Here is a 20,577-nt window from a genome sequence, read left to right on the forward strand (position 1 = left end):
AAAACCGGAGCCAAAGCCCGTGAAGGTGACGGGGGACCGGCATCGACGGCAGCGTGTGCGATAGACATTGTGTCCATCGGCCGGGTTCGCGCGGCAAACAGTTTTCGGGAAAGTCTTCGGGAGAAGGGAGCCTGGGACCGTGCAGCGAAAGAGGTACGCCCCCGGCCGCGCCGGGTCCACGGCTCGTACCACCGTCGTCCTCGCGCTCGGCCTCGGCCTCGGCGCGGGCCTCGCCGGCTGCTCCTCCGGCACCCCCGCCGACGACGTCACGGTCGACGCCAAGGCCGGTCTCGCCTCCGCCGCCGCGCCTCCCGGCCGGTACCGCACCCTCTTCGAGGCGTGCGGCGCCGTCCCGCAGGCCGTCCTCAAGGAGATGCTCCCGGGCGCCGCCGCCCTGCCCGACGCCGAGCGCGCCAAGGCCTACCGGGGCACGGCCGCCGTCACGTACGACACCGACCGGCGCGTCGGCTGCTCGTGGCGGGCCGACACCCCGGAGACCTCGCACCGGCTCTCGCTCGACATCGAGCGGGTGGTCTCGTACGACACCGCCGTCAGCGACGACGACCGGGCGCAGGAGGTGTACGTCCGCAAGCAGCTCGCGGCGGGCATTCCGCTGCCGCCGACCGCGCCGCCCGAGGCCACCGGCTCCCCCGGCGGCACGGCCTCCCCCACGCAGACGGCGACCGCCCCTCCGGCGCACAAGCCGTCGGCGACCGCCCCCCCTTCCCCCGCCGGGTCCGCTCCCGCCGGGTCCGCCTCCACCGGGCCGACCCCGTCCGGCGCCCCCGCCACCACCGGTCTGGAGTCCCGCGTCCTGGAGGGGCTCGGTGACGTCGCGTACCTCGACGACGTCCTCGGCAACGCCGGTGCGAACAGCCGTCAGCGGTCGGTCAGCGTGGTGTTCCGCACATCCAACGTGATCGTGACGGTGTCCTACCGGGAGGAGACGAGCGGCCCCGCCGAGGCCCCGGACAGCGCGGAACTGCAGGAAAGGGCCCGGAAGCTGGCGCGGTCGCTGGCCGACCGGCTGGAGGAGTAGCCGTTCGGTGCCGCTCCGTGAGCGGACGGCGACCACGTAACGTGTCGCCGTGGCCCGTGGCCGTACCGGTGGTCGCGGTCGCCGGACCGTGCGCCGGCCGGAACGACGGCCGGGACCGTACGACAAGTGTCCGACCGTACGACAAGCGACTGAAGGAACCATGCAGCGATCAGCTCCGCGCCTCACCCGCATACTCGCCTGCGCCGCCGTCCCGGTGATGCTCGTCGTCGCCGGCTGCTCCTCGGACTCCGGTGACTCCGGGAAGCCGAAGGCGCAGGAGACGACGGGGGCGTCCGCGACCCCCTCGCCCGTGCAGACGACGAAGGCGGTCGAGCCGGCGAAGTTCGCGAAGCTGCCCCAGGTCTGCCGTTCGGTCTCGGCGAAGACGACGGAGGCCCTGGTGCCGAAGGCGAAGACCAAGGCCGGGACGCCGGGTGTCTCCAGCGACCTGAACAGCCGTGGCGGCTGCTCGTGGAACGGTCTGGACGACAAGGGCGTGAAGGGTTCGCAGTACCGCTGGCTGGACGTGTCGGTCTACCGGTACGAGTCGGACGCGTCGCTCGGCAGCGGTCAGGAGCGTGCGGAGGAGAACCTCGCGAAGGAGGTCGCCAAGATCGAGGGGACCGCGGGGGCGAAGAAGCTGCGGACCGTGGCGGCCCCGGGCGTCGGCGACGAGGCGAAGGCCGTCACGTACCACGAGAGCAAGACGGGCGAGGACTTCGTGTACACCTCGGTCGTGGCGCGGACGGGGAACGTGCTGGTGCTGTTGTCGTACAACGGTGCCGGTTACGCGGGTGCGCCCACTCCGTCGGAGAAGACGATCACGGACGGTGCGGTGAAGGCGGCGAGGGAGGCCGTGGTGTCGGTGGCCGCGGCCAACAAGTAGGAACACCAGCAGGAACAAACCCGTACGGAACGGTACATCGGTACGGAGCCCGTCCCTCCCCCGAGGGCGGGCTTCGTTCACATGTGCCACTCTGTGCGCGCGAGATGTCGATCGACGGGAGGGTTCGCGGGTGGCCGCGATGCAGTTGACACGCACACACCGGGTTCTCATCGGCCTCGTCGTCGCCGGCGCCCTGATCATCGCGGGGATCGGTTTCGCGGGTTCGTACGCCGCCGTGCGCGAACTCGCCGTGCACAAGGGTTTCGGCACCTTCTCGTACTTCTTCCCGATCGGCATCGACGCGGGCATCTGTGTGCTGCTCGCGCTCGACCTGCTGCTGACGTGGCTGCGGATCCCGTTCCCGCTGCTGCGGCAGACCGCGTGGGTGCTCACGGCGGCGACCATCGCCTTCAACGGCGCGGCGGCCTGGCCGGATCCGCTGGGCGTGGGCATGCACGCGGTGATCCCGGTGCTGTTCGTGGTGGCCGTGGAGGCGGCGCGGCACGCGGTGGGCCGGATCGCGGACATCACGGCCGACAAGCACATGGAGGGCGTGCGGCTGACCCGTTGGCTGCTGTCGCCGATACCGACCTTCCGGTTGTGGCGGCGGATGAAGCTGTGGGAGCTGCGCTCGTACGAGCAGGTCATCAAGCTGGAGCAGGAGCGGATGATCTACCAGGCGCGGCTCCAGGCGCGGTTCGGCCGGAACTGGCGTCGGAAGGCGCCGGTGGAGGCGTTGATGCCGCTGCGGCTGGCGCGGTACGGGGTGCCGCTGGCGGAGACGGCGGCGGAGGGGCTCGCGGCGGCGGGCATCGAGCCGGCGGTGCTGCCCGCGCAGCAGGAGCGGGTGTACGGGCAGCTCCCGTCGTCTCCGCAGTCCCAGCAGCCTCCGCAGTCTCCTCAGTCTCCTCAGCCTCAGCAGTCTCCGCAGTCCCAGCCGTCCCTGGCACCGCAGGGGGCGCCACAGGGAGCGCCGCAGCTTCCGCAGCAGGCGGGGCAGGCGGCTCCTCAGGGAGCGCCGCAGGAGGTGGCGCAGGGGGAGGACCTGCCGCCGAACCACGACAGTCCGTGGTTCCAGGCGCAGCAGCTTCCGCCGGAGGCGCACGAGACGGCGTACGCCCCGCAGATCGCGGAGGGCCTGGAGCCGACGCCGGTCGCCGTTCCGCTGGGTCCGGAGGAGTTTCCGGTGGTGGACGGGCGCCAGGAGCAGGGTCCGCAGGAGTTCCGGCCGTATCCGGAGTACGTCGATCCGGAGCCGCCGGTCGACGCCTTCGAGGAGACCGTCTACAAGTTGGTGTGGTCGTACGTCAACGAGTACCGGGAGTTCCCGTCCGAGGAGGTGCTGGAGCGGCTGGTGGCCGAGCACTACGAGCTCTCGGAGTTCCCCGACCCCGATCTGCTGCGCCGGCTGGCTCCGGTGATCGAGCAGCGTCTCCGCCGGGAGATGGCCGACTTCGAGACTCCCTGAGCCGTACGCGGTACGCGGGAAGGGGCCGCCGCCCGGAGGTTTCCGGGGGCGGCCCCTTCTCGTCCTTCTACGCGCCGAGGAGCTTCCTCACCCGCTCCGCGCCGACGGCGAGGAGGAGGGTGGGGAGGCGCGGGCCGGTCTCGCGGCTCACGAGGAGCTTGTAGAGCAGGGCGAAGAAGGCGCGCTGGGCGAGCTTGAGTTCGGGCGTCGGCCTGGCCTCGGGGTCGAGTCCGGCCATGACCTTCGGGACGCCGTAGACGAGGGTGGTGAGCCCGTCGAGCGACCAGTGGGTGTCGAGGCCGTCCAGGAGGAGGCGGAGCGACTCGCGGCCCTCGTCGTCCAGGGAGCCGAGGAGTTCGGTGTCGGGCTCGTCGCGGACGATGGTGCGCTGGTCGGCCGGGACCTGGTTGGTGATCCAGTTCTCGGCGCGGTCGAGGCGCGGCCGGACCTCGTCGAGGGAGGTGACGGGGTTCTCGGGATCGAGTTCGGTCAGGATCCGCAGGGTCTGCTCGTCGTGTCCGGCGGTGACGTCCATGACCGAGGCCAGGGTCCGGTACGGGAGCGGGCGCGGGGTGCGGGGCAGTTCGCCGGCGGCGGTGCGGGCGGCGCGGGAGTGGGCGGCGGCGTCGGCGGGCAGGACGGTGCCGTCGGCGACCTTGGCCTCCAGCTTGTCCCACTCGTCGTAGAGGCGCTGGATCTCCTGGTCGAAGGCGATCTTGAAGGACTGGTTGGGCTTGCGGCGGGCGTAGAGCCAGCGCAGCAGGGGCGCTTCCATGATCTTCAGGGCGTCGGCGGCGGTGGGGACGCCGCCGCGCGAGGAGGACATCTTGGCCATGCTGCTGATGCCGACGAAGGCGTACATGGGGCCGATGGGCTGGACGCCGTCGAAGATCTCGCGGACGATCTGGCCGCCGACGACGAAGGAGGAGCCGGGCGAGGAGTGGTCGACGCCGGAGGGCTCGAAGATCACGCCCTCGTAGGCCCAGCGCATGGGCCAGTCGACCTTCCAGACGAGCTTGCCGCGGTTGAACTCGCTGAGCTTGACGGTCTCGGAGAAGCCGCAGGCCGTGCAGGTGTAGGCGAGCTCGGTGGTGTCGTCGTCGTAGGAGGTGACGGTGGTGAGGTCCTTCTCGCACCGGCCGCAGTAGGGCTTGTACGGGAAGTAGCCGGCGCCGCCGCCGGAGCCGTCGTCCTCGGCGGCCGCGCCGGAGCCCTCCTCGGCCTCCAGCTCGGCTTCGTCGAGGGGCTTCTGGGACTGCTTCTTGGGCGCCTTCTTGGTGCGGTACTGGTCGAGGATGGCGTCGATGTCGGCACGGTGGCGCATGGCGTGCAGGATCTGCTCGCGGTAGGTGCCGGCGGTGTACTGCTCGGTCTGGCTGATCGGGTCGTACTCGACGCCGAGCTCGGCCAGGGACTCGACCATGGCGGCCTTGAAGTGCTCGGCCCAGTTGGGGTGGGGCGAGCCGGCGGGGGCCGGGACGGAGGTCAGCGGCTTGCCGATGTGCTCGGCCCAGGTCTCGTCGACGCCCTCGACGCCGCCCGGGACCTTGCGGTAGCGGTCGTAGTCGTCCCAGGAGACGAGGTGGCGGACGGTGTGGCCGCGGCGGCGGATCTCGTCGGCGACCAGGTGCGGGGTCATGACCTCGCGGAGGTTGCCGAGGTGGATCGGGCCGGAGGGGGAGAGTCCGGAGGCGACGACGACCGGTTTGCCAGGCGCACGTCGCTCCGACTCGGCGATGACCTCGTCCGCGAAACGGGAGACCCAGTCGGTCTCGGTGCTGCTCTGAGCCACGGTCGGTACGTCCTTCTTTCCGTTAATCCCTCGGTGCCCTGGGTCGGGCCCTACGCCTGTCATTGTCCCAGACGGAACGACGGGCCCCGGGGTTGTCCACAGGTGTGAGTTGTCCACGGGCGCGGACGGTCTCCCGGGGGCCGGGTTGTCCACAGGCGGAGAAAACACGTTGCTCTCCCATGGGACACTTGACAAGCGAAATAGACCACCGGAACACCTCTCAACGGAACGGAAGCTCATGGCCTCGGTCCCTTCCCTCGCTTCGACCGTGCAGCAGCGCCTCGCGGACGGACTCTCGGCAGCCCTGCCGGAGGCCGCGTCCGCCGATCCGCTGCTGCGACGTAGCGACCGGGCCGACTTCCAGGCCAACGGCATCCTGGCGCTCGCCAAGCGGCTGAAGGGCAATCCGCGCGAGCTGGCGACGCGGGTCGTCGAGGCGATTCCGGCGAACGACGTCCTGAAGGAGGTCGAGGTCTCGGGCCCCGGCTTCCTGAACATCACGGTCACCGACCGGGCGATCGTCGAGACCCTGGCGGCCCGTGCCGCCGACGCGCGGCTCGGCGTGCCGTTCAACGAGTCGGCCGGCACGACGGTGATCGACTACGCGCAGCCGAACGTGGCGAAGGAGATGCACGTCGGCCACCTGCGGTCCGCCGTGATCGGCGCGGCGATGGTGGAGATCCTGGAGTTCACCGGCGAGACGGTGGTCCGGCGGCACCACATCGGCGACTGGGGCACCCAGTTCGGCATGCTCATCCAGTATCTGATCGAGCACCCGCACGAGCTGGACCACTCCTCGGAGTCCGAGGTGTCGGGCGAGGAGGCGATGTCGAACCTGAACCGGCTGTACAAGGCGTCGCGTGCCCTGTTCGACTCGGACGAGGAGTTCAAGACGCGGGCCCGGGCGCGCGTGGTGGACCTCCAGGCCGGTGACGAGGAGACCCTCGCGCTGTGGCAGCGGTTCGTGGACGAGTCGAAGATCTACTTCTACTCGGTCTTCGACAAGCTGGACATGGACATCCGGGACACCGACGTGGTCGGCGAGTCCGGGTACAACGACATGCTGGTGGAGACCTGCCGGATCCTGGAGGAGACGGGCGTCGCGGTCCGCTCCGAGGGCGCGCTGTGCGTGTTCTTCGACGACGTGAAGGGCCCGGACGGCAACCCGGTGCCGCTGATCGTCCAGAAGTCCGACGGCGGTTTCGGGTACGCGGCGACGGACCTGTCGGCGATCCGGGACCGGGTGCGGAACCTGAAGGCGACGTCCCTGCTCTATGTGGTGGACGCGCGGCAGTCGCTGCACTTCAAGATGGTCTTCGAGACGGCCCGCCGGGCGGGCTGGCTGAACGACGAGGTGAAGGCGCACCAGCTCGCGTTCGGCACGGTCCTGGGCAAGGACGGCAAGCCGTTCAAGACCCGTGAGGGCGAGACGGTCCGGCTGGTGGACCTGCTGGACGAGGCCGTGGAGCGGGCGACCGAGGTCGTCCGCGAGAAGGAGGAGTCCTACCGGGAGAAGACCGGGCAGTCGCTCCTGACCGAGGCGGAGATCGTCGAGAACGGGCGGTACGTGGGCATCGGCGCGGTGAAGTACGCCGACCTGTCGACGTCGGCCGCGCGGGACTACAAGTTCGACCTGGACCAGATGGTGTCGCTGAACGGCGACACGTCGGTGTACCTCCAGTACGCGTACGCGCGGGTCAGGTCGATCTTCGGCAAGGCGGGCGACCGCACCCCCGTCGCCCACCCGGAGCTGGAGCTCGCCCCGGCGGAGCGCGCGCTCGGCCTGCACCTGGACGGGTTCGCGGAGACGGTGGCGGAGGCGGCCGCGGAGTACGCGCCGCACAAGCTGACCGCGTACCTGTACCAGCTCGCCTCGCTGTACACGACGTTCTACGACCAGTGCCCGGTGGTCAAGCCGGAGCCGGCGCGGGAGGTCGCGGAGAACCGGCTGTTCCTCTGCGACCTGACGGCCCGCACGCTCCACCAGGGCATGGCGCTCCTGGGCATCCGGACGCCCGAGCGCCTCTGATCCTCCGCGCGCCCCTGATCCCCGCGCACCGACGGGCACCCCTCACGTACGGGAGGGGTGCCCGTTCCGCGTTCAGTTCCCTTCGTCCGGGCGCCATTCGCCCGGCTCGACCCACCAGACGTACGAGGGGCGTCCGGCGGTCGCGCTGGTGCGGAACGGGCGGCCGCCGTCGTCGACCCTGACCGTGCCCCTGCGGTCGCCGCTGCTCCAGTCGACCTCCAGGTACCACCGGACGTCGTGGGCCTTCGTGGTCACGTCGAAGCGGAGCACCTGGGGGTCGTGGGAGGCGACCTTGTAGGGGAAGTCCTTGGCGGGGACGACGATGTCGCCGTCCTGTCCGGCGACCGGCCGGACGCCGGGCTGGGGGCGGTCGAGGTCCACGGCGAACGTCTGCGGGACGACGCCGCTGCCGCAGCCCTCCCCCATCGAGAACGCCGACCAGGGCAGCGCGGGCGAGCGCCCCACCACCCGGACGTGGATGTCGTTGATCACCACGGAGTCGGACGTGCGGCCCGTGGCGGTGAGTTCGAGGCGCATCCCGCCGCCGTCCACCGCGCCGAGCGCCCGCGCCCAGCCCCGGTGGTCCTGGGGCGGGGGCGGGGGCGGCACCGTGCCGGGGTCGCGGTCGAGCAGGTAGTACTGGCCGCAGGGGTGTTCCCAGTTGTACGAGCTGATGCCGACGCGCAGCGGGACGCCGGTCGCGGGCGCGCCGGTCCGGGAGGCGGTCGGCGCCGGGTCCGGAGAAGGAGCCGAGGGGGACGGGGAGCCCTTGCCGTCGGGGAGCCCGGACGGGGAGCCGCTCGGAGCCGGAGGACCGGACGGACTCGGAGTACCGGACGGAGTCGGGGTCACGGCCGGGGACGACGCGGGGCCGGGGCGTACGGGGAGGGCGCCGCCGGTCGCCGGACCGGACGCGGCGGGTGCCGGTGCCGCCCGCTCCGGCCGCCGTTCGCCGTCGCCACCGGCCGCGAACACGGCGACCGGCACGACCACCGCGACGACCACGGCGGCGGCGAGCGCGACGAGCACACGACGACGGCGCGCACTGCCGTCCCCGGGGCCGGGCGGGCCTGTCGCGTCGGACACGTCAGGCGCATCGGTCACCTCCGGAACGTCTTCCGCGTCCGGCTCCGTGCCCGCGTCCGGCTCCGTACCCGCGTCCGTGCCCCCGTCCGCGACGACCGCCGCTCCCGCTCCCTCCACCGGCTCCGACGCCCCCGGCTTCGCCGCCGAACGCCCCCGCGTCCGCGCGTCGTCCGCGACGATCCAGCGCCGGTGCAGCTCGATCAGTTCTTCGCGCTCGGCCCCGCACAGGCGCGCGAACCGCTCGACCGCCGCGAACTCGGCCGGTACGGCGTCTCCGTTGCAGTAGCGGTGCAGGGTCGACGTGCTGACGTGCAGCCGCCCCGCGAGCATCCCGTAACTGCGCCCCGAACGGTCCTTCAGCCGCCGCAGCAGCGCGCCCAACTCCTGGGCCTCCGGTGTGGTCGCCACCGTGCCCCTCCCCGTACTCGATGTCCTCGCGTCCCGGGACGGCGTTCCAGGCAGGGGCCGTTCCCGCTGGTCACCGTACCCGTGAGCGTTCCGGCGTCCCCCATGGGCCGTTCGGCGTTGCGGCCGGAATCCGCCGCCCCGCAACCTGGAGCCATGCCGCACGGCTCCGGTCGACGGACGGTGCGGCAGCCGCAGACCGACCGAAAAGCAACGACACCCACGGGGGTTCCACCACCATGCGTACGCACCGCATCCGCATCGCCGCCGCGGCGACCCTCACCGCCGCCGCCCTCTCCCTCACCGCCTGCCAGGGCGCGGGAGGCGGGACGCGGGACGAGGGCCGGGCCTCGTCCGCGACCACCACCGCGCCGACGACGCCGGCGCCCACGGGCACGCCGGCTCCCACGGGCACGCCCTCGGAGGCGCCGACCGGCCCGGACGCCTCCGGCAACGAGAGCACCTCCCCGCAGGGCTCCGCCGACGCCCCCACCGTCCCCACCACTTCCGCCGCCCCCGGCAAGAACGGCAAGAACGGCAAGAACGGCGGGAAGAGCACCGCCGGCACGGTGGACCGCCCGTGCGACGCGTCGGCCGTGCGGGTCGTCTACAGTCCGGTCAGCCGTCCGCTCAACCACGCGCTGCTGACCGTCACCAACACCGGCCGCACGGCGTGCAACGCCTACTACGCCCCGGTGCTGCGCCTGGACGACGGGCAGGCGGCGGTCGCGGTGGACCAGGACAGCAAGCCGCAGGCGGTCGTCACCCTGTTCCCGGGCGAGAGCGCGTACGCGGCGATGATCCTGTCGGCGGCCGACGGCAGCGGGCAGCACGGCCGGACGTCGAAGAAGCTGACCGTGTGGTTCGCGCCGCGCGACAACGCGGGTTCGGCCGGGGGCCCGGCGGTCCTGAAGCTGCCCGCCGGCACGTACACGGACAGCACGACCCGGGTCACCTACTGGCAGACCTCGATGGAGCACGCCCTGGGCTTCTGAGCCGACGGGTCACCTCCGGCGCGCCGCGTCCCGCCCCCGGGCCGCGGCGCGCCGCCGTCACCACGGAGTCACCGCGTCACCGCTTCACCGCGTCACCGGATGGTGTGCGAGGTGCGTCCGGACACCGCGTCGATCTCCGTGTGGGCCTTCTGGAGGAGCTGCGAGGCGAGGTCCATCAGCGCGCGTGCGCCGGCGATCTCCTCGCCGACCCGCAGTTGGTCCGGGTCGGAGGGGTGCCGGTTCGCGGTGCCGTGGGCCCGGAACTCGGTGCCGTCGCCGAGCCGGACCATGGCCGCGGCCCGCGTCCGGTCGCCCTCCTCCTGGAACTCCATCTCCACGTGCCATCCGACCAGCGTGTGCGTCATGAGGGCCACCTCCGGCGAGGTAGGGGTACCTGTCGGCCACCCCTCCAGGGTGCGCCGACCGGCGGCCCCCCACCAGCCGGAAGGTGAGGGGAGCGGTCAGATCCCGCGGCCGAGCTTCTGCGCGGCCTCGGTCGCCCAGTACGTCAGGATCATCTGCCCGCCGGCCCGCCGGATGCCGGTGAGGGTCTCCATGATCGCCTTGTCGCGGTCGATCCAGCCCTTCTCGGCGGCGGCCTCGACCATCGCGTACTCGCCGCTGATCTGGTACGCGGCGACGGGCACGTCCACGGAGGCGGCGACCTTGGCGAGGACGTCGAGGTAGGGGCCCGCGGGCTTGACCATCACCATGTCCGCGCCCTCCTCCAGGTCGAGCGCCAGCTCGCGCATCGACTCCCGGAGGTTGGCCGGATCCTGCTGGTAGGTCTTGCGGTCGCCCTTGAGGGAGGAGCCGACGGCCTCGCGGAAGGGGCCGTAGAAGGCGGAGGAGTACTTCGCGGTGTACGCGAGGATCGCCACGTCCTCCTTGCCGATGGTGTCGAGGGCGTCCCGGACGACGCCGACCTGGCCGTCCATCATCCCGGAGGGGCCGACGACGTGGACGCCGGCGTCGGCCTGGACCTGGGCCATCTCGGCGTAGCGTTCCAGCGTGGCGTCGTTGTCGACGCGCCCGTCGGCGTCGAGGACGCCGCAGTGGCCGTGGTCGGTGAACTCGTCGAGACAGAGGTCCGACATGATCACGAGGTCGTCGCCGACCTCGGACCGCACGTCCCGGATCGCGACCTGGAGGATCCCGTCGGGGTCGGTGCCCGCCGTGCCGGCGGCGTCCTTCTTGGCGTCCTCGGGCACGCCGAAGAGCATGATCCCGGAGACCCCGGCCTCCAGCGCCTCCACGGCGGCCTTCCGCAGGGTGTCGCGCGTGTGCTGCACGACCCCGGGCATCGCCCCGATCGGCACGGGCTCGGTGATCCCCTCGCGCACGAACGCGGGCAGGATCAGGTCGGCGGGATGCAGCCGCGTCTCGGCCACCATCCGCCGCATGACGGGCGTCGTCCGCAGCCGCCGCGGCCGCGCCCCGGGAAAGGATCCGTACGAGTTCATACGATCGAGGCTACGCCCGCACAAACGGTGCACTTACCGACAGGGTGTTGCCGCGCAGGGGGCCGCGACCCCGCGCCTCCCTCCCGCAACGCGAAGGGTGCGGGCCCCGTACGGGACCCGCACCCCGGCAGGAGAGCGACTACGTCGTCCGGCGCCGTCTCGCGCCCGGTCGCCGCTCGCTCGGCCGCGTCACCGGGTCGCCCGCCTCCAGGGCGGACTCCCGCCGGCGCGTGCCGAAGTCCGCGAGGGCCTCCGCCAGCTTGTGGACGGACGGCTCGGGCGACAGGACGTCGACCCGCAGGCCGTGCTCCTCCGCCGTCTTGGCGGTGGCCGGGCCGATGCAGGCGATGACGGTGACGTTGTGCGGCTTGCCGGCGATGCCGACGAGGTTCCGCACAGTCGACGACGAGGTGAAGAGGACCGCGTCGAAGCCGCCGCCCTTGATCGCCTCGCGGGTGTCGGCCGGCGGCGGCGAGGCCCGTACGGTCCGGTAGGCGGTGACGTCGTCGACCTCCCACCCGAGCTCGATGAGGCCCGCGACCAGGGTCTCGGTCGCGATGTCGGCGCGCGGCAGGAAGACGCGGTCGATCGGGTCGAAGACCGGGTCGTACGGCGGCCAGTCCTCCAGGAGTCCGGCGGCGGACTGCTCGCCGCTGGGCACCAGGTCGGGCTTGACGCCGAAGTCGACGAGCGCGGCGGCCGTCTGCTCGCCCACCGCGGCGACCTTGATCCCGGCGAAGGCGCGGGCGTCGAGCCCGTACTCCTCGAACTTCTCGCGGACGGCCTTCACGGCGTTGACGGAGGTGAAGGCGATCCACTCGTAGCGGCCGGTGACCAGGCCCTTGACCGCGCGCTCCATCTGCTGCGGGGTGCGCGGCGGCTCGACGGCGATGGTCGGGACCTCGTGCGGCACGGCGCCGTACGAGCGGAGCTGGTCGGAGAGCGAGGCGGCCTGCTCCTTGGTGCGCGGCACGAGGACCCGCCAGCCGAAGAGCGGCTTGGACTCGAACCACGACAGCCGGTCCCGCTGCGCCGGGGCGCTGCGCTCGCCGACCACGGCTATGACCGGCCGGTGGCCCTCGGGCGAGGGGAGGACCTTGCCCTGCTTGAAGACCTGGGCGATGGTGCCGAGGGTGGCGTTCCAGGTCCGCTGGCGGGTGGTGGTGCCGGCGACGGTGACGGTGAGCGGGGTGTCCGGCTTGCGGCCGGCCGCGACCAGTTCGCCGGCGGCCGCGGCCACCGCGTCGAGGGTGGTGGAGACGACGACGGTGCCGTCGGAGGCGCCGACCTCGGTCCAGCACCGCTCGTCGGCGGTCCGGGCGTCGACGAAGCGCACGTCGGTACCCTGCGCGTCGCGCAGCGGCACGCCGGCGTAGGCGGGGACGCCGACGGCGGTGGCGACGCCGGGGACGACCTCGAAGGGGATGCCCTCGGCGGCGCAGGCGAGCATCTCGGCGCCCGCGTTGCCGTCGAGGCCGGGGTCGCCGGTCACCGCACGGACGACCCGCCTGCCGCCCCTCGCGGCCTCCATGACAAGATTGGCCGCGTCCCTCAACACGGGGATCCCGGCGGCTGTTGACGCCTCGTCGACAACCGTCAGTTCCGGCGTGCTCACCCCCGCGCGCGCATGGCCGCGGACGACGTCGAGGACCTCGGGCTCGGCGATCAGGACGTCCGCACCCGCGAGGGCCTCGACGGCCCGGAGGGTCAGGAGCCCGGGATCACCGGGTCCCGCTCCGAGGAAGGTGACGTGTCCGTGGCCCGCGAGGGCCGGGGACAGGGGGCTGGTGGTCGGGCTGGTGGGGTTCAAAGTGCTCGCTCCCCCATAAGACCGGCCGCACCCTTGGCGAGCATCTCGTCCGCGAGTACGCGTCCGAGCGCCATGGCCTCGTCGTGCGAGGTGGGTACGGGTCCGGTGGTGGACAGCTGCACCAGCGTCGAGCCGTCGGTGGTGCCGACGACGCCGCGCAGGCGCATTTCGGTGACAGCCTGCCCGTGACCGGGGTCGTCGGCCAGCAGGTCGGCGAGCGCACCCACGGGTGCGGAGCAGCCGGCCTCCAGGGCGGCGAGCAGGGAGCGCTCGGCGGTCACGGCGGCCCGCGTGTACGGGTCGTCGAGAGCGGCGAGAGCGGCGACGAGTCCGGCGTCGGACGCCGGACACTCGACGGCGAGGGCCCCCTGGCCGGGGGCTGGCAGCACGGTGTCGACCGGGAGGTGGTCGAGGGTGAGGGAGCGGGTGAGCTCCTCGGTGCCGCCGATGCGGTTGAGTCCGGCCGCGGCGAGGACGACCGCGTCCAGTTCACCGCTGCGGACGTAGCCGACGCGGGTGTCGACGTTGCCCCGGATCGGGACGCAGGTGATCTCCAGGCCGTGGTCGCGCGCGTAGGCGTGGAGCTGGGCCATGCGCCGCGGCGAGCCGGTGCCGACCCGGGCGCCCGCGGGCAGCCGGTCCAGCGTGGTGCCGGCGGGGGCGATCAGGACGTCGCGGGGGTCCTCGCGGCGGGGGATCGCGGCCACGACCAGGTCGGGGTGCGGGGTGGTCGGCAGGTCCTTCAGCGAGTGGACGGCGAAGTCCACCTCGCCGGCGAGCAGCGCGTCGCGCAGGGCGGCGACGAAGACGCCGGTGCCGCCGATCTGCGCGAGGTGCTCGCGGGAGGTGTCCCCGTACGTCGTGATCTCCACGAGCTCGACGGGCCGGCCGGTCACCTGCCGTACGGCGTCGGCCACGTGCCCGGACTGGGCCATGGCGAGCTTGCTGCGCCTGGTCCCGAGCCTCAGTGCCCTCTCGGTCATACTCGCCCTCGGTTCTTGACGTCGGCGTCATTCAGGTCGGCCCGGCTGACGGCGGCGACCGTCTCCGGGTCGAGGTCGAAGAGTGTCCGCAGCGCGTCGGCGTACCCGGCGCCGCCGGGCTCGCTGGCGAGCTGCTTGACCCGCACGGTCGGCGCGTGCAGGAGCTTGTCGACCACGCGGCGCACGGTCTGGGTGATCTCGGCGCGCTGCTTCTCGTCGAGGCCGGGGAGGCGGCCTTCGAGGCGCGCGACCTCGCTGGTGACCACGTCGGCGGCCATGGCGCGCAGGGCGACGACGGTGGGGGTGATGTGGGCGGCGCGCTGGGCGGCGCCGAAGGCGGCGACCTCGTCGGAGACGATGGACCGGACCCGGTCGACGTCGGTGGCCATGGGCGCGTCGGCGGAGGCCTCGGCGAGCGACTCGATGTCGACGAGCCGGACGCCGGGGACGCGGTGGGCGGCGGCGTCGATGTCGCGGGGCATGGCGAGGTCGAGGAGGGCGAGGGGGGCCTCGCGGTCCCGTACGGCGGCGGCCACGTCGTCGCCGGTGAGGACGAGTCCGGTGGCGCCGGTGCAGGAGACGACGATGTCGGCCCGGCCCAGTTCGTCGCCGACGGCAACCATCTCGGCCGCGTGTGCGGAGACTCCCGTTCCGCCGGGCTCGGTGAGGATCTGCGCGAGCCGTTCGGCGCGGGCGAGGGTGCGGTTGGCGATGACGATCTCGGCGACGCCGGAGCGGGCGAGGGTGGCGGCGGCCAGGGAGGACATGGAGCCGGCGCCGATGACGAGGGCCTTCTTGCCCTTGGCCCAGGTCTCGACGTCCTCTCCGTTGGCGAGCTGCTCCAGCCCGAAGGTGACGAGCGACTGTCCGGCCCGGTCGATGCCGGTCTCGCTGTGGGCGCGCTTGCCGACCCTGAGGGCCTGCTGGAAGAGGTCGTTGAGGAGGCGTCCGGCGGTGTGCAGGTCCTGGCCGAGGGCGAGGGCGTCCTTGATCTGGCCGAGGATCTGGCCCTCGCCGACGACCATGGAGTCCAGGCCGCAGGCCACCGAGAAGAGGTGGTGGACGGCCCGGTCCTCGTAGTGCACGTAGAGGTAGGGGGTGAGCTCGTCCAGGCCGACGCCGCTGTGCTGGGCGAGGAGCGTGGACAGCTCGGCGACGCCGGCGTGGAACTTGTCGACGTCGGCGTAGAGCTCGATGCGGTTGCAGGTGGCCAGGACGGCGCCCTCGGTGGCCGGTTCGGCGGCGAGCGTGTCCTGGAGGAGCTTGGTGCGGGTGTCCGCCGACAGGGAGGCCCGCTCCAGGATGGAGACGGGGGCGCTGCGGTGGCTGAGTCCGACGACGAGGAGGCTCATGCCGGCATCACGGCGGGGACGTCCCCGTCGGGTCCCTTGCGGCTGCCGGTGCCCGTGGTGCCCCGGGGGGCGGGCGGCACGACGGCAGGGGTGTGCTCCGCGCCGTCGTCGGCCCCGGCGTCCTCGCCGGCCTTGCGCTGCTCGTGGAAGGCGAGGATCTGGAGCTCGATGGAGAGGTCGACCTTGCGCACGTCGACGCCGTCGGGGACGGAGAGGACGGTGGGGGCGAAGTTCAGGATGGAGGTGACGCCGGCGGCCACGAGGCGGTCGCAGACCTGCTGGGCGACGCCGGCCGGGGTGGCGATGACGCCGATGGAGACGCCGTCGTCCTCGACGATCCGCTCCAGGTCGTCGCTGTGCTGGACGGGGATGCCGGCGACGGGCCGGCCGGTCATGGCGGGGTCGGCGTCGATGAGCGCGGCGACGCGGAAGCCCCGGGAGGCGAAGCCGCCGTAACCGGCGAGGGCGGCGCCGAGGTTGCCGATGCCGACGATGACGACGGGCCAGTCCTGGGTGAGGCCCAGCTCGCGGGAGATCTGGTAGACGAGGTACTCGACGTCGTAGCCGACCCCGCGGGTGCCGTAGGAGCCGAGGTAGCTGAAGTCCTTGCGCAGCTTCGCGGAGTTGACCCCCGCCGCGGCCGCGAGCTCCTCGGAGGAGACCGTGGGTACGGAACGCTCCGAGAGCGCGGTCAGCGCGCGCAGGTACAGCGGAAGCCGGGCGACGGTGGCCTCGGGAATTCCTCGGCTACGGGTCGCCGGTCGGTGAGTTCGGCCAGTTGCCACGGTGCTCCTGCGGGATGAGCGGGGCTGCAGGCGGCCACATGTCCCAAGACCGCCCCGTCGAATGCAGGCTATGTCTTTGTGAACGCGTGCACAAAGATGGTGTCCGTTTTGTCCGGCCAAAGTGACCGGGGTCACGCGGCCGGTTCCCGTCGCCGTGGAACCGCGGAGAAGATCGGCGCGTTGAGAACCCGAAGGGGGCAAAGCCGCACACTCTCCTCACGACGCCGCCCCCGAAACCCAACAAAACGTCCATGATGGTAACCGGGTTTCGGTCACGCACCCAGTTCGCGCCGGAGCCGATCGGCGTCCACGCGCCAGAAGGTGTGCTGCTCCCCGTCGACCAGGACGACCGGGATCTGCTCCCAGTACGCCCGGTACAGCTCCTCGTCGCGGGTGATGTCCTTCTCCTCCCAGGACGCCCCGGTCTCCGCGCACACGGCCTCGACCACCGTCCTTGCGTCGTCGCAGAGATGACACCCCGGCCTGCCGATGAGGGTCACGGTCCGCGCCCCGGCGTCCGCCTTCTTCTTCCGTCCGAACATGACGCCCATTCTGTCCCCCCGGCGCACCGCGGCCGCCCCGCCGGAACGGGTTCCGGACGCACTCGGGACGTGACCCGGGGACGTGACCCGATTAACAGGGGGGCACCCCACTGTTCACGCCGCGGCATCGTCACAAGTCGGGAAGTACCGAACAGACTGGCTATGCTCACGGCATGGCCGCTCTGGGATGGCTCACCCCTCGTAGGCGCTCCGCCACCGCGCGCAGCGTCCTCGCAGGCGAGGCCGCTGCCGAGGCAGCGCGCAAGACCTCGCTCCAGTTGGAACGGGAGCGCGAGGAGGCCGCCGCCGAACCGCCCGCCGAGCCCGAGTTCCCGGTCGTCGGCGACGTGCGGGCGGCCGCCTTCTTCGACCTCGACAACACCGTGATGCAGGGCGCCGCGATCTTCCATTTCGGCCGCGGCCTGTACAAGCGGAAGTTCTTCCAGCGCCGCGAACTCGCCCGCTTCGCCTGGCAGCAGGCCTGGTTCCGGCTCGCCGGCGTCGAGGACCCCGAGCACATGCAGGACGCCCGCGAGAGTGCCCTGTCCATCGTCAAGGGCCACCGCGTCTCCGAGCTGATGAGCATCGGCGAGGAGATCTACGACGAGTACATGGCCGACCGCATCTGGCCCGGGACCCGGGGCCTGGCCCAGGCGCACCTGGACGCGGGCCAGAAGGTGTGGCTCGTCACGGCCGCCCCGGTCGAGACGGCCACGATCATCGCCCGCCGGCTCGGCCTGACCGGCGCGCTCGGCACGGTCGCCGAGTCCGTCGACGGCGTCTACACCGGCAGGCTGGTCGGCGAGCCCCTGCACGGCCCGGCCAAGGCCGAGGCGGTACGGGCGCTCGCCGCCGCCGAGGGGCTCGACCTGGGCCGCTGCGCCGCGTACAGCGACTCGCACAACGACATCCCGATGCTCTCGCTCGTCGGGCACCCGTACGCGATCAACCCGGACACCAAGCTCCGGAGGCACGCGAAGGAACGGGAGTGGCGGCTGCGCGACTACCGGACCGGGCGCAAGGCCGCCAAGGTCGGCATCCCCGCCGCCGCGGGCCTGGGCGCGCTGGCCGGCGGCACGGCCGCCGCGGTCGCCCTGCACCGCCGCCGCCACTGACGCCCGGGCCCCGACCGCCCCGCCCGTCTGCCCGCCTGCCTTCCTACCTGCCTGCCGATACGTTTCGGCTGCGATCATCTGCGACAACCCCGGACCAGGCGCCCTCACCCGTCCGTGGTCGAACAGCACCGCACAGGTCGACTCCCGGGCATTCCCGGGCCCTTACCCCGCAGCGGCCCCGATCACTCGCGCATCTCTCACTTGAGCACAACAGAGCGTGCACGTGATCACATTCGAAAGCAGACCGATCAACAACCAGTCACCAACTGGACCTTGATTCGACTGCAAGCAGTAACAGATACGACGGAACCGGCGATTTCTGCAACTGGGTGTAGCGCTGCCTGTACGAAGCGTTATTCTCCTCAGACGCACAAAGGACCCCTCACGTCGCTACGACGGGTGAACGGTCCCGCACTGCACGTGATGGAAGCTCTGCCTCTGGGAGTCCCGTGTACCCACACGTCGGGGTTGACGCCTCGGGCCTGGCTACGCTGCGCGCAACGGTCCTCGACCACTTGCGCGGCTTCGTCCCCACCGCGTACGCCGGCCCTGTCCCCGCCTTCGCCTTCGCCGCACCGGCACCCGTCGGACCTTGCTACGCCCTGGCCGACGGCGGCGCCGCCGTGGGCAGACGGGGCGCCCGCTCCGGAGCCCCGACCGCCTCCCGCCGTCCCGCCGCGGACAGCGACAGCGCCCGCATGATGGACCTCGTCGAGCGCGCCCAGGCGGGCGAGGCCGAGGCCTTCGGCCGCCTGTACGACCAGTACAGCGACACGGTCTACCGCTACATCTACTACCGCGTCGGCGGGAAGGCGACGGCGGAGGACCTCACCAGCGAGACCTTCCTGCGCGCCCTGCGCCGGATCTCCACCTTCACCTGGCAGGGCCGCGACTTCGGCGCCTGGCTCGTCACCATCGCCCGGAACCTGGTCGCGGACCACTTCAAGTCCAGCCGCTTCCGCCTTGAGGTCACCACCGGCGAGATGCTCGACGCCAACGAGGTGGAACGCAGCCCCGAGGACTCCGTCCTGGAGTCCCTCTCCAATGCCGCCCTCCTCGACGCGGTCCGCCGTCTCAACCCCCAGCAGCAGGAGTGCGTGACCCTGCGCTTCCTCCAGGGCCTCTCGGTCGCCGAGACCGCCCGCGTCATGGGGAAGAACGAGGGGGCGATCAAGACGCTCCAGTACCGGGCGGTCCGCACCCTGGCCCGCCTCCTCCCCGACGACGCCCGCTGACCGGGCGCCGATCCCCGACCGACCCGCCGACCGGGCGCCGTCCGGCGCCCCCACGCGCCCGGCACCGCCCCCGTCCCCCACATGTCCCACGACCCCCGTCCAACTCACAGTCGGTGACGCCTCGATGACGCACTGGTCCGATCATCTCTCGCGCGTAACCCAAGTGCCGCGCCGCTCGTTGTGCGGGATGCAGGCTCCCTGTGGTCACGCCGTGCCCGCAGCCACTCACTCTTTCGTGTGGATGCGCTCAAGGTGTGCAACCCTCCGGACACCCCGGGGAGTCGACCGTCATGACGAGAGGAGGTGCCGCCAGTGATCGCGAACGTATCGGCGCACCGGCGGGCGAACGCCTTCGCCCAGGCCCTGGAGGACCGGGCGTCCGAGGGCGCTGCGGCCGAGCAGCCCGAGACCCCGGTCGAACCGGCCGAACCTGCGGAGCAGGGACGGCTCCTGGCCTTGGCGAACGGACTCGGCGAGCTGCCCAAGCCGCAGCTCGACCCCGAGGTCAAAGTGGTGCATCGGGCCCGGATGATCGCCGCCATGGAAGCGATGCTCATGGAGGGGACCGCCGCCGCGGGCCCCACCGTCCCGGAGCAGCGGACGTCCACCGGCAAGGGGGCCCACCGGGCCTCCCCGCTCCGGAAGCTGCGCCCCCGGTCCCGCTGGACCAAGGGCCTCGCCGCCGGCGGCCTCACGGTCGGCGTGGCCGCGGGAGCCTTCGGCGGAGTGGCCGCCGCCAGCTCCGACGCCCTTCCCGGTGACTCGCTCTACGGGCTGAAGCGCGGGATGGAGGACATCAAGCTGGGCATGGCGGACGACGACGCGGACCGCGGCGGCATCTACCTCGACCAGGCCTCCACCCGCCTCAGCGAGGCCCGCCGCCTCATGGAGCGCGGCCGCGCGGGCGACCTCGACCACGAGTCGCTCGCCGAGATCCGCCGGGTCCTGGGCGGGATGAAGCACGACGCCACCGAGGGCCACCGGCTGCTCCGCCAGGCGTACGAGCGGGACGGCGCCCTCGGCCCGATGGCCCGGCTCAACTCCTTCGCCCAGGCCCACCGGGACACCTGGGACGGCCTCCGCGACCGGCTCCCCGTCCAGCTCACGGACGTCGGCAACGAGGTCACGGACGTCTTCGACGCCATAGACGAAGAGGTCGAGCCGCTCCAGTCGGTGCTCCCCCGCGTCCCCGAGAAGGGCACGGTCGGCACCGAGGGGCCGCGCAGCACGCCCAGCACCTCGCGGGAGACCGGGGAGACGGCCACCCAGCGCCCGCCGACCGGCCGGGAGACGCCCTCCTCGGGCGGTACGTCCACCGCGCCCCGCCCGTCGACCCCCGGCACGGGCACCGGCCCGACGACGGACGGCACCACCACCGCCCCGCCGAAGGACGACGGCCTCATCGGCGGCGGCAGCGGCGGACTGCTCAAGCCCTCCCCGTCCGGGACGCCCACGTCCCCGCCGGAGGCGGACCAGCCCGTCCCGGACGTCCCCGACGTCACCATCCCGCCCATCCTGCCGGGCCTGCTTCCGGGCCTCGGCATCGACAGCGAGGACGCTCGCTAGCAAGGAGGAGGGGCGCCCCCACGGAC

17 protein-coding genes are annotated in these 20,577 nt (G+C 72.4%); 8 read left to right on the top strand and 9 right to left on the bottom strand.

Going from position 1 to position 20,577, the window contains the following annotated elements; genetic code table 11:
- The first annotated feature begins 139 nt into the window (after positions 1 to 139).
- The 3 genes from ACFYNX_RS32845 to ACFYNX_RS32855 all read left to right on the top strand — a co-directional run bounded on the left by ACFYNX_RS32845 (position 140) and on the right by ACFYNX_RS32855 (position 3,393).
- Complete coding sequence (locus ACFYNX_RS32845) at positions 140 to 1,039, top strand: DUF3558 domain-containing protein (RefSeq protein WP_388667067.1); 900 nt, start codon at positions 140 to 142, stop codon at positions 1,037 to 1,039.
- Positions 1,040 to 1,199: 160 nt separating this feature from the next.
- Positions 1,200 to 1,925, top strand: a complete 726-nt coding sequence (locus tag ACFYNX_RS32850) for a DUF3558 domain-containing protein (protein WP_388667070.1) — start codon at positions 1,200 to 1,202, stop codon at positions 1,923 to 1,925.
- A gap of 130 nt (positions 1,926 to 2,055) precedes the next feature.
- Entirely contained in the window at positions 2,056 to 3,393 is a 1,338-nt protein-coding gene (locus tag ACFYNX_RS32855) for a DUF2637 domain-containing protein (RefSeq protein ID WP_388667073.1), read from the top strand.
- A gap of 67 nt (positions 3,394 to 3,460) precedes the next feature.
- Here ACFYNX_RS32855 and lysS read toward each other — a convergent pair whose 3' ends face one another.
- The gene (gene lysS / locus ACFYNX_RS32860) at positions 3,461 to 5,248 is read right to left on the bottom strand and encodes a lysine--tRNA ligase (protein WP_388667076.1); all 1,788 of its coding nucleotides are present in this window, start codon (positions 5,246 to 5,248) and stop codon (positions 3,461 to 3,463) included.
- Between the two features lie 175 nt (positions 5,249 to 5,423).
- Between lysS and argS the strand changes: the two genes are divergently transcribed.
- A complete protein-coding gene (gene argS / locus ACFYNX_RS32865) occupies positions 5,424 to 7,214 on the top strand; it encodes an arginine--tRNA ligase (protein WP_388667079.1) in 1,791 nt (596 codons plus the stop codon).
- A gap of 72 nt (positions 7,215 to 7,286) precedes the next feature.
- On the opposite strand, the gene ACFYNX_RS32870 is transcribed toward argS, so the two are convergent.
- Complete coding sequence (locus ACFYNX_RS32870) at positions 7,287 to 8,708, bottom strand: helix-turn-helix domain-containing protein (RefSeq protein WP_388667081.1); 1,422 nt, start codon at positions 8,706 to 8,708, stop codon at positions 7,287 to 7,289.
- Positions 8,709 to 8,944: 236 nt separating this feature from the next.
- Here ACFYNX_RS32870 and ACFYNX_RS32875 point away from each other — a divergent pair, with 236 nt between their 5' ends.
- Complete coding sequence (locus tag ACFYNX_RS32875) at positions 8,945 to 9,700, top strand: DUF4232 domain-containing protein (RefSeq protein WP_388667084.1); 756 nt, start codon at positions 8,945 to 8,947, stop codon at positions 9,698 to 9,700.
- 92 nt (positions 9,701 to 9,792) lie between these two features.
- Here ACFYNX_RS32875 and ACFYNX_RS32880 read toward each other — a convergent pair whose 3' ends face one another.
- From ACFYNX_RS32880 to ACFYNX_RS32910, 7 genes are all read right to left on the bottom strand, one after another.
- On the bottom strand, positions 9,793 to 10,065 hold the full coding sequence (locus tag ACFYNX_RS32880) for a DUF1876 domain-containing protein (protein WP_383445781.1): 273 nt from the start codon (positions 10,063 to 10,065) through the stop codon (positions 9,793 to 9,795).
- A gap of 96 nt (positions 10,066 to 10,161) precedes the next feature.
- Positions 10,162 to 11,163: a porphobilinogen synthase gene (gene hemB / locus ACFYNX_RS32885; RefSeq protein ID WP_365548593.1), complete on the bottom strand. Its 1,002-nt coding sequence runs from the start codon at positions 11,161 to 11,163 to the stop codon at positions 10,162 to 10,164.
- Between the two features lie 139 nt (positions 11,164 to 11,302).
- Positions 11,303 to 12,973, bottom strand: coding sequence for a uroporphyrinogen-III synthase (locus ACFYNX_RS32890; RefSeq protein ID WP_388667087.1), 1,671 nt, complete (start codon positions 12,971 to 12,973; stop codon positions 11,303 to 11,305).
- Positions 12,970 to 13,956, bottom strand: a complete 987-nt coding sequence (gene hemC / locus ACFYNX_RS32895; protein ID WP_365548596.1) for a hydroxymethylbilane synthase — start codon at positions 13,954 to 13,956, stop codon at positions 12,970 to 12,972. The genes ACFYNX_RS32890 and hemC overlap by 4 nt, the downstream gene beginning before the upstream one ends.
- Complete coding sequence (locus tag ACFYNX_RS32900; RefSeq protein ID WP_388667091.1) at positions 13,953 to 15,308, bottom strand: glutamyl-tRNA reductase; 1,356 nt, start codon at positions 15,306 to 15,308, stop codon at positions 13,953 to 13,955. Before ACFYNX_RS32900 ends, hemC begins: the two co-directional genes overlap by 4 nt.
- Complete coding sequence (locus tag ACFYNX_RS32905; protein ID WP_365548601.1) at positions 15,305 to 16,093, bottom strand: redox-sensing transcriptional repressor Rex; 789 nt, start codon at positions 16,091 to 16,093, stop codon at positions 15,305 to 15,307. The genes ACFYNX_RS32900 and ACFYNX_RS32905 overlap by 4 nt, the downstream gene beginning before the upstream one ends.
- A 272-nt stretch (positions 16,094 to 16,365) precedes the next feature.
- Positions 16,366 to 16,644, bottom strand: a complete 279-nt coding sequence (locus ACFYNX_RS32910; RefSeq protein ID WP_388667095.1) for a glutaredoxin family protein — start codon at positions 16,642 to 16,644, stop codon at positions 16,366 to 16,368.
- A gap of 164 nt (positions 16,645 to 16,808) precedes the next feature.
- On the opposite strand from ACFYNX_RS32910, the gene ACFYNX_RS32915 reads away from it, so the two are divergent.
- The 3 genes from ACFYNX_RS32915 (at position 16,809) to ACFYNX_RS32925 (ending at position 20,551) form a co-directional block, all read left to right on the top strand.
- A complete protein-coding gene (locus ACFYNX_RS32915; protein ID WP_365548607.1) occupies positions 16,809 to 17,750 on the top strand; it encodes an HAD-IB family hydrolase in 942 nt (313 codons plus the stop codon).
- Between the two features lie 449 nt (positions 17,751 to 18,199).
- On the top strand, positions 18,200 to 18,985 hold the full coding sequence (locus ACFYNX_RS32920; protein ID WP_125656872.1) for an ECF subfamily RNA polymerase sigma factor, BldN family: 786 nt from the start codon (positions 18,200 to 18,202) through the stop codon (positions 18,983 to 18,985).
- Between the two features lie 312 nt (positions 18,986 to 19,297).
- A complete protein-coding gene (locus ACFYNX_RS32925) occupies positions 19,298 to 20,551 on the top strand; it encodes a DUF5667 domain-containing protein (protein ID WP_388667099.1) in 1,254 nt (417 codons plus the stop codon).
- Positions 20,552 to 20,577 lie beyond the last annotated feature (26 nt).

Source organism: Streptomyces sp. NPDC007872, from assembly GCF_042868165.1.
Lineage (GTDB): Bacteria > Actinomycetota > Actinomycetes > Streptomycetales > Streptomycetaceae > Streptomyces.

Bases quoted from the DNA above. Each gene is read 5' to 3' on its own strand.
- ACFYNX_RS32850 (WP_388667070.1), top strand. From the start codon at position 1,200: ATGCAGCGATCAGCTCCGCGCCTCACCCGCATACTCGCCTGCGCCGCC.
- lysS (WP_388667076.1), bottom strand. From the start codon at position 5,248: ATGACAGGCGTAGGGCCCGACCCAGGGCACCGAGGGATTAACGGAAAG.
- argS (WP_388667079.1), top strand. From the start codon at position 5,424: ATGGCCTCGGTCCCTTCCCTCGCTTCGACCGTGCAGCAGCGCCTCGCG.
- ACFYNX_RS32875 (WP_388667084.1), top strand. From the start codon at position 8,945: ATGCGTACGCACCGCATCCGCATCGCCGCCGCGGCGACCCTCACCGCC.
- ACFYNX_RS32880 (WP_383445781.1), bottom strand. From the start codon at position 10,065: ATGACGCACACGCTGGTCGGATGGCACGTGGAGATGGAGTTCCAGGAG.
- hemB (WP_365548593.1), bottom strand. From the start codon at position 11,163: ATGAACTCGTACGGATCCTTTCCCGGGGCGCGGCCGCGGCGGCTGCGG.
- hemC (WP_365548596.1), bottom strand. From the start codon at position 13,956: ATGACCGAGAGGGCACTGAGGCTCGGGACCAGGCGCAGCAAGCTCGCC.
- ACFYNX_RS32900 (WP_388667091.1), bottom strand. From the start codon at position 15,308: ATGAGCCTCCTCGTCGTCGGACTCAGCCACCGCAGCGCCCCCGTCTCC.
- ACFYNX_RS32910 (WP_388667095.1), bottom strand. From the start codon at position 16,644: ATGGGCGTCATGTTCGGACGGAAGAAGAAGGCGGACGCCGGGGCGCGG.
- ACFYNX_RS32915 (WP_365548607.1), top strand. From the start codon at position 16,809: ATGGCCGCTCTGGGATGGCTCACCCCTCGTAGGCGCTCCGCCACCGCG.